The organism is Allosalinactinospora lopnorensis (genome assembly GCF_000981225.1).
Classification (GTDB): domain Bacteria; phylum Actinomycetota; class Actinomycetes; order Streptosporangiales; family Streptosporangiaceae; genus Allosalinactinospora; species Allosalinactinospora lopnorensis.
On sequence record NZ_LAJC01000029.1, the window covers coordinates 56335 to 62974 of the forward strand.

Consider the following 6640-nt stretch of genomic DNA (forward strand, 5'->3'; position numbering starts at 1 on the left):
AAGAAGGTGAGGGAGCCATGTCGACGGCGCCGGCCGAGCTGGAGCGGCCGGACATCGAGGAGGATGTGCGGCCGGAACTCCCGTGGGTGACGATCGTCTGGAACGACCCCATCAACCTGATGTCGTACGTGACCTATGTCTTCCAGGCCGTCTTCGGCTATCCCAAGCGCAAGGCGCACAAGCTCATGCTCGACGTGCATTACAAAGGGCGCGCGGTGGTCTCCAACGGCAGCCGCGAGGAGATGGAACGCGACGTCGCCCTGCTGCACGAATACGGTCTGTGGGCGACCCTGCAGCAGGACAAGTAGCGACCGCGGACACGGGGGGCACAGGGGATGCCTTCGGGACGGTCCGGACAACAGTAGGCAGGGCAGCAGATGACCATCGGATTCCGACCCGCACACGGCGGCGGTGTCACCATCGTCCTCGACGCGGACGAGGTCGCGGTGCTGCGCTCCATGACCGCCCTGGTGCTGGAGCTCGTCGAGCCGCCCGAGCCCAAGGACGAGTTCTCCGAACTCGTCGGCATCGGAGGCAGCAGCGAGAAGTCGGACGATCCGGTGCTCGCCCGGCTGTTCCCCGACGCCTACAACGATGACGACGAGGCGGCGGGCGACTTCCGCCGCTACACCGAGGACGGTCTGCGGCGGAACAAGCGTGAGAACGCCGAGACACTGCTGGGAGGCTGCCGGAGTCGGGCGGCCAACTGATCCTCGGGCCCGAGGACGCTCACACGTGGATGAAGTCGCTCAACGACATCCGGCTGGCCCTGGGGACACGGCTCGGTGTCACCGAGGAGAGCTACAACTCCTACCTGCAGGGCGAGGAGTGGGGCAACGAGGCCGATTCCGCCGCCCTGCATCTCTACGACTGGCTCGGCGGCCTGCAGGAGAGCCTGGTCCAGGCGCTGTACGGAGCCGGTGGACCCTGACCCGGCGCGCGGTGGGTTCCGCGTGAAAGAAGCCATACCCAGTGAGTGGGTAGGGATATTTTCTCCGATACGCTGAGAGTCATGCTGAGGATTGACCGCTCGATCTACGACAAGATCGTCGCCCATGCCCGCCGAGACCATCCCGACGAAGCATGCGGCGTCGTCGCCGGCCCCGAAGGCTCCGACCGGCCTGAGCGGTTCATCGAGATGGTCAACGCCGAACGCTCACCGACCTTCTACCGGTTCGACTCCGTCGAACAGCTCAAGGTCTGGCGCGAGATGGACGATTGCGACGAAGAGCCCGTGGTCATATACCACTCGCACACCGCGACCGAAGCCTACCCTTCGCGCACCGACATCTCCTACGCCTCCGAACCGGGGGCGCACTACGTGCTCGTCTCCACGCGTGACCCGGAGGAAGAGGAGTTCCGGTCCTACCGGATCCTCGACGACGAGGTGACGGAGGAACCCGTGGAGATCGTCGACCCAGCCTGACAACCGAGACCCGACACTGCACCCGACCGGGGGGAATCAGCAGCGGGCGGCACATGTTGAAAACCTACGCGGCGGGCCGTGCAGCCACGCTCCCGCGAGAACAGATCACGAGTCCACGCCCCTCACAGACGTCACGGAGAAACGTTCATGGCCATCGAGGTCCGCATTCCCACGATCCTGCGCAACCTGACCGACGGCGCCAAGGCCGTCGAGGGCGACGGCAGCACCCTTGGTGAGCTCATCACTGACCTCGACAAGCGCCACCCGGGGCTCGCCGAGCGCATCGTCGACAACGGCAAGCTGCGCCGGTTCATCAACGTGTACCTGAACGACGAGGACGTGCGCTTCCTCGGCGGTATCGACACGACCGTCTCCGACGGCGACACCGTGACCGTCCTGCCGGCCGTCGCCGGCGGTATGCGCTGACCGCCATGCGCTACGACTCGCTCCTGGACTCCCTCGGCAACACCCCGTTGGTGGGGCTGCCGAACCTGTCGCCCTCACCGGACATCCGGCTGTGGGCCAAGTTGGAGGACCGCAACCCGACCGGCTCGGTCAAGGACCGCGTCGCGTTCTACATGATCGAGCAGGCGGAGAAGGAGGGGGAGCTCAGTCCCGGCTGCACCATCCTCGAACCCACCTCCGGCAACACCGGTATCTCGCTCGCGATGGTCGCCAAGCTGCGTGGCTACCGGATGGTCTGCGTGATGCCCGAGAACACCTCGGCCGAACGCAAGCAGCTACTGGAGATGTGGGGCGCCGAGATCCACTTCTCCGCGGCCGAAGGCGGATCCAACGAGGCCGTGCGGGTGGCGAAGCAGATGGCCGAGGAGCACCCCGACTGGGTCATGCTCTACCAGTACGGCAATCCCGCCAACGCCCGAGCCCACTACGAGACCACCGGCCCGGAGCTCCTGGCTGACCTGCCCGGCATCACGCATTTCGTGGCCGGTCTGGGCACCACCGGGACACTCATGGGGGTCGGCCGCTACCTGCGCGAGCACCGCCCCGACGTGCGGATCGTGGCCGCCGAGCCGCGCTACGGCGAACTCGTCTACGGCCTGCGCAACCTCGACGAGGGGTTCGTCCCGGAGCTCTACGACGAGAGCGTGCTGACCACGCGGTTCTCCGTACCGTCCGACGCCGCGCTGAAACGTACCCGCGCGCTGCTCACCCGCGAGGGCATCTTCGCCGGGATCTCCACCGGGGGTGCGCTCCACGCGGCCCTGGGGGTCGCGAAGAAAGCGGAGAAGGCGGGCGAACGGGCCGATATCGCCTTCATCATCGCCGATGCCGGCTGGAAGTACCTGTCCACCGGCGCCTACGAGGGGACCCTGGAGGAGGCGGAGGAGCGTCTCGACGGCCAACTCTGGGCGTGACCGTGGTCCGCTGCCCCGCTCTGTCCCTGCTCCGCGGGGCGGCGCGGGGCACCCGCCCGGTCGGCCGGTCCCGCCGTTCGGTTCAATGGGGCCATGACGCGATTCGACTCCGCGACCACAGTCACCGCGGCGGCGGACGGGCGCTACACCGCCGAACTCGACCCCGGTTTCCTCATCGGAAGCGCGATGAACGGGGGGTACCTCATGGCGGTCATGCAACGCGCGGTGCTGGCGGAATCCGCGCATCCGCACCCGGTCTCCTCCGCGTACCACTTCCTTCGGCCGGCCGCCGCGGGCCCGGCCGATTTCGCGGTGACCGCGCTCAAGAGCGGGCGCACCGTCACCACATTCCAGGTCACGGCGAGCCAGAACGGTACCCCGGTCGTCATCGGGATCCTTGCCGCCGCGACCCTCGACCCGGCCGCGGCGCCCGAGTACGAGGCCCCGCAGCCGGAATTCCCGCCCATCGAGCACTGCCGGCGGTTCGACCCGCGCGAGGGCGCGGCCATCACCTCCGGCTTCCCCGAGCGCGTGGACCAGTTCTTCACTCCCGAGTCCCTGCGGCGCCTCGACCGCCTCGCCCCGGACCCGGTCCCCGAACTCTGCGGGCACATCCGGCTCAGCGAGCACGACGGCGGACCCGCCGCCGAGCCGAGCCGGTTCCTTCCCCTGGCCGTCGACGCCCTGCCGCCGGTAGTCTCCGTGCTCGACTCCTGGCGGTGGGCCCCTACGGTCGAACTCACCTGGCACATGCGGGCCGTCCCCGAAGCCGGTCCCCTCGCCTTCCGCTCCTGCGCCGGTTCGGTGAACGATGGCTGGTTCGATGAGACAGTTGATCTCTGGGACGTGAAGGGCAGACTCGTCGCGCAGTCGCGCCAGCTTGCCCGGATCGGTCGCAGAGCCCCCGATTAGCCCTTACCGCCTGCGGAAAAGAGGTGAAGTACCGCGGTGAGGGGTGGGGGTGTGATCGATGACGCGTGAGACGCGCCCCACATTCGGCACAACCGAAGCGGTCATTGGGGTAGACCCGTAACACGGAGAACACGGAGACACGCACCCCGCGACACATCCGGTTTACCGAGCGCGTCTCCGCGGAGGCATCTCATTGAAAAGGCTAATGCGACGTGCGACTCACCATCATCGGCTCATCCGGGAGCTTCCCCGGTCCCACTAGCCCCGCCTCCTGCTACCTCGTCGAGGCCGACGATTTCCGCCTCGTTCTCGACATGGGCAACGGGGCCCTGGGAGCTCTGCAGCGATACACCGACATCTACCGCGTCGACGCGGTCTATCTCAGCCACTTGCACGCTGACCACTGTTTCGACCTCTGTTCCTACTGGGTGGCCCGCACCTTCCCGCACGGCGGGCCGAAACCGCGCATCCCCGTGTACGGGCCTCCCGGCGTGGCCGGGCGCATGGCCGAAGCGTACGGGCTCGACCCGAATCCGGGGATGGCCGAGACCTTCGAGTTCCGCGAGCTCGCGCCCGGGAACCTGCGAATCGGCCCATTCGTCGTGCGCGTCGGCCGCGTGAATCACCCGGTCGAGGCCTTCGGGATCCGGCTGGAGCACCAGGGGAGTGTGCTTACCTACTCCGGGGACACCGGTACCTGCGACGAACTCGTCGAGTTGGCCCGGGACGCCGACCTGTTCCTGTGCGAGGCCTCCTTCCACGACCACCGGGAACATCCGAAGGACATGCACCTCACCGGCAGCGAGGCCGGGGAGCACGCCCAGCGTGCCGGCGCCGAGAAACTCGTCCTGACACACCTGGTCCCGTGGAACGACAACGAATGCACCCTCGACGAAGCGCAGGGCACGTTCGATGGTGCGATCGACCTGGCCCGGCCGGGGAAGGTGTATGAGATCAGCGGGGCGGCCGACTGGCGGGACCGGGCGTGAAGCCCCGCTTCCCTCAAGGGGCCGCGTCCGTGACCAGAGCGCCGCGGTGGCCGGCTCCTCTGCGGCAGGTGGAGCCTCGTCATCGCGTTCCACCCCGGGACGATCAGCACCCGGCGCCCGCCGTCACCGATAGGCTCATTTCATGGCTCGACCCGACGGACGCGCTCCGAATCAACTCCGGCCCGTAACCATCACCCGCAACTGGCTCCGCCACGCCGAGGGTTCCGCCCTCGTCGAGTTCGGCGACACCCGCGTGCTGTGCGCCGCAAGCGTCGAGGACGGTGTGCCGCGCTGGCGCAGGGGCACCGGCGAGGGATGGGTGACTGCGGAGTACGCGATGCTTCCCCGTTCGACCGACACCCGAGGGGCGCGGGAGTCGGTGAAAGGCAAGATCGGTGGGCGTACCCACGAGATCTCTCGCCTCATCGGCCGCTCCCTGCGCGCTGTCATCGACTTCAAGGCGATGGGGGAGCACACCATCACACTCGACTGCGACGTGCTGCAGGCCGATGGTGGTACCCGCACCGCCGCGATCACCGGCGCTTATGTGGCGCTGGCCGATGGCATGAAGTACCTGCGCAAGCGGCGCAACCTGAAGAGCAACCCGTTGGCGGCTCAGTGTCGGCCGTCAGCGTCGGCGTCATCCAGGGGCAGTCGCGCCTCGACCTCAACTACCTCGAGGACGCGGTGGCCCAAACGGACATGAACGTCGTCGTCACCGGTGACGGCCGCTTCATCGAGGTGCAGGGGACCGCGGAGGGCGAGCCTTTCGACCGCTCGACCCTTGACGGCCTGTTGGACCTCGCTGTCACCGGCTGCGGCGAACTCACCGAGATCCAGAAGAAGGCCCTGGCCTGATGGACGCCCGTGTCACCATCGTCCTGGCAACACGCAACGCCAAGAAGGTACCGGAGATCCAGGCTGTCCTCACCGGAGCCGGGGTGGATGCCGAGGTCGTCGGACTCGACGGCTACCCTGATGCGCCCGAGGTCGCCGAAACCGAACCGACGTTCTCGGGCAACGCTCTACTCAAGGCCCGAGCTGTCACCCGGCATACGGGGCGACCCGCAATCGCGGACGACTCCGGGCTGCGCGTGGACGCACTGAACGGGATGCCCGGTGTGCTGTCGGCCCGTTGGTCCGGTCGCTTCGGAGAGCAGTCGGGAGACATGGACGCGGCCAATCTGGCTCTTCTCCTGGACCAGCTCGCCGATACTCCGGAGGAGTACCGAGGCGCCGAGTTCGTGTGCGCCGCGGCTGTCGTGCTGCCGAGCGGGGCGGAGGAAGTCGTCGAAGGGGTGATGCGCGGCGGTCTCACGGACAAGCCGCGCGGCGCCAACGGTTTCGGCTACGACCCGATCTTTGTTGCCGAGGGCGAGACCCGCACCACGGCCGAGATGAGCGCGGAGGAGAAGAACGCGATCAGCCACCGGGGCAAGGCCTTCCGCCAGCTGGCCGAGCTTCTGCGCGAGCTGGTCCGGTAGGTCGGGGCATCCGGCTCGTCCTCGGGCAGAACCGAATGAGTTCACATGGCGAAGAGCCCGCAGGTAACATCGAGCGGGCTGCCGGAATGACGGCTCGGTGAGGCCGGGCACGGTGGCAGTCCTTCCGGGAAAACCGGTCGAGGCAGTGGCTTCGAACCTGTAAACTCGGAAGAACCGGAGGCCGAGACCCGAACATCCTTCTGGACGGGCGGTCGGCTTCGGTCTGCGGATGCTGTGGCATCCGTGTTTCCTTGCCTTTGTGGTCTTTGATCGTTGTCGGTGTGGTGGTCTGTCACCAGGCCGGGCAGGAATCAGAGGCCGGCCTGGTGGTTAGAGCCCGGCACAGGCAAGGTAAGGTGGGAAACACCGAGGATTTCTAGGCGGGTCAGGTCGAAAACCAGCGGTTTGGTGGCTTGATCGACATCCTGGTAACGTTTATTAATAACGACG

The 6640-nt window shown here is 67.3% G+C and carries 7 protein-coding genes and 2 pseudogenes; all 9 read left to right on the forward strand.

Annotated elements, in window-relative coordinates:
• The first annotated feature begins 17 nt into the window (after positions 1 to 17).
• Positions 18 to 308, forward strand: coding sequence for an ATP-dependent Clp protease adapter ClpS (clpS, locus tag VS93_RS12725; RefSeq protein ID WP_046470170.1), 291 nt, complete (start codon positions 18 to 20; stop codon positions 306 to 308).
• A gap of 69 nt (positions 309 to 377) precedes the next feature.
• Positions 378 to 931, forward strand: a pseudogene (locus VS93_RS12730) (DUF2017 domain-containing protein).
• Positions 932 to 1012: 81 nt separating this feature from the next.
• On the forward strand, positions 1013 to 1426 hold the full coding sequence (locus VS93_RS12735; RefSeq protein WP_046470154.1) for a Mov34/MPN/PAD-1 family protein: 414 nt from the start codon (positions 1013 to 1015) through the stop codon (positions 1424 to 1426).
• A gap of 147 nt (positions 1427 to 1573) precedes the next feature.
• Positions 1574 to 1852 (forward strand): MoaD/ThiS family protein, encoded by a 279-nt coding sequence (locus VS93_RS12740; protein ID WP_046470155.1) that lies wholly within the window; start codon positions 1574 to 1576, stop codon positions 1850 to 1852.
• A gap of 5 nt (positions 1853 to 1857) precedes the next feature.
• The gene (locus VS93_RS12745; RefSeq protein WP_046470156.1) at positions 1858 to 2805 is read left to right on the forward strand and encodes a PLP-dependent cysteine synthase family protein; all 948 of its coding nucleotides are present in this window, start codon (positions 1858 to 1860) and stop codon (positions 2803 to 2805) included.
• A 93-nt stretch (positions 2806 to 2898) separates the two neighbouring features.
• On the forward strand, positions 2899 to 3717 hold the full coding sequence (locus tag VS93_RS12750) for a thioesterase family protein (protein ID WP_046470157.1): 819 nt from the start codon (positions 2899 to 2901) through the stop codon (positions 3715 to 3717).
• 212 nt (positions 3718 to 3929) lie between these two features.
• Positions 3930 to 4706, forward strand: a complete 777-nt coding sequence (locus VS93_RS12755; RefSeq protein WP_046470158.1) for an MBL fold metallo-hydrolase — start codon at positions 3930 to 3932, stop codon at positions 4704 to 4706.
• A 142-nt stretch (positions 4707 to 4848) separates the two neighbouring features.
• Positions 4849 to 5564 (forward strand): annotated as a pseudogene (rph, locus tag VS93_RS12760) (ribonuclease PH).
• Positions 5564 to 6190 (forward strand): RdgB/HAM1 family non-canonical purine NTP pyrophosphatase, encoded by a 627-nt coding sequence (gene rdgB / locus VS93_RS12765; protein WP_046470159.1) that lies wholly within the window; start codon positions 5564 to 5566, stop codon positions 6188 to 6190. Before rph ends, rdgB begins: the two are co-directional and overlap by 1 nt.
• Positions 6191 to 6640: the final 450 nt, after the last annotated feature.

Bases quoted from the DNA above. Each gene is read 5' to 3' on its own strand.
- clpS (WP_046470170.1), top strand. From the start codon at position 18: ATGTCGACGGCGCCGGCCGAGCTGGAGCGGCCGGACATCGAGGAGGAT.
- VS93_RS12735 (WP_046470154.1), top strand. From the start codon at position 1,013: ATGCTGAGGATTGACCGCTCGATCTACGACAAGATCGTCGCCCATGCC.
- VS93_RS12740 (WP_046470155.1), top strand. From the start codon at position 1,574: ATGGCCATCGAGGTCCGCATTCCCACGATCCTGCGCAACCTGACCGAC.
- VS93_RS12745 (WP_046470156.1), top strand. From the start codon at position 1,858: ATGCGCTACGACTCGCTCCTGGACTCCCTCGGCAACACCCCGTTGGTG.
- VS93_RS12750 (WP_046470157.1), top strand. From the start codon at position 2,899: ATGACGCGATTCGACTCCGCGACCACAGTCACCGCGGCGGCGGACGGG.
- rdgB (WP_046470159.1), top strand. From the start codon at position 5,564: ATGGACGCCCGTGTCACCATCGTCCTGGCAACACGCAACGCCAAGAAG.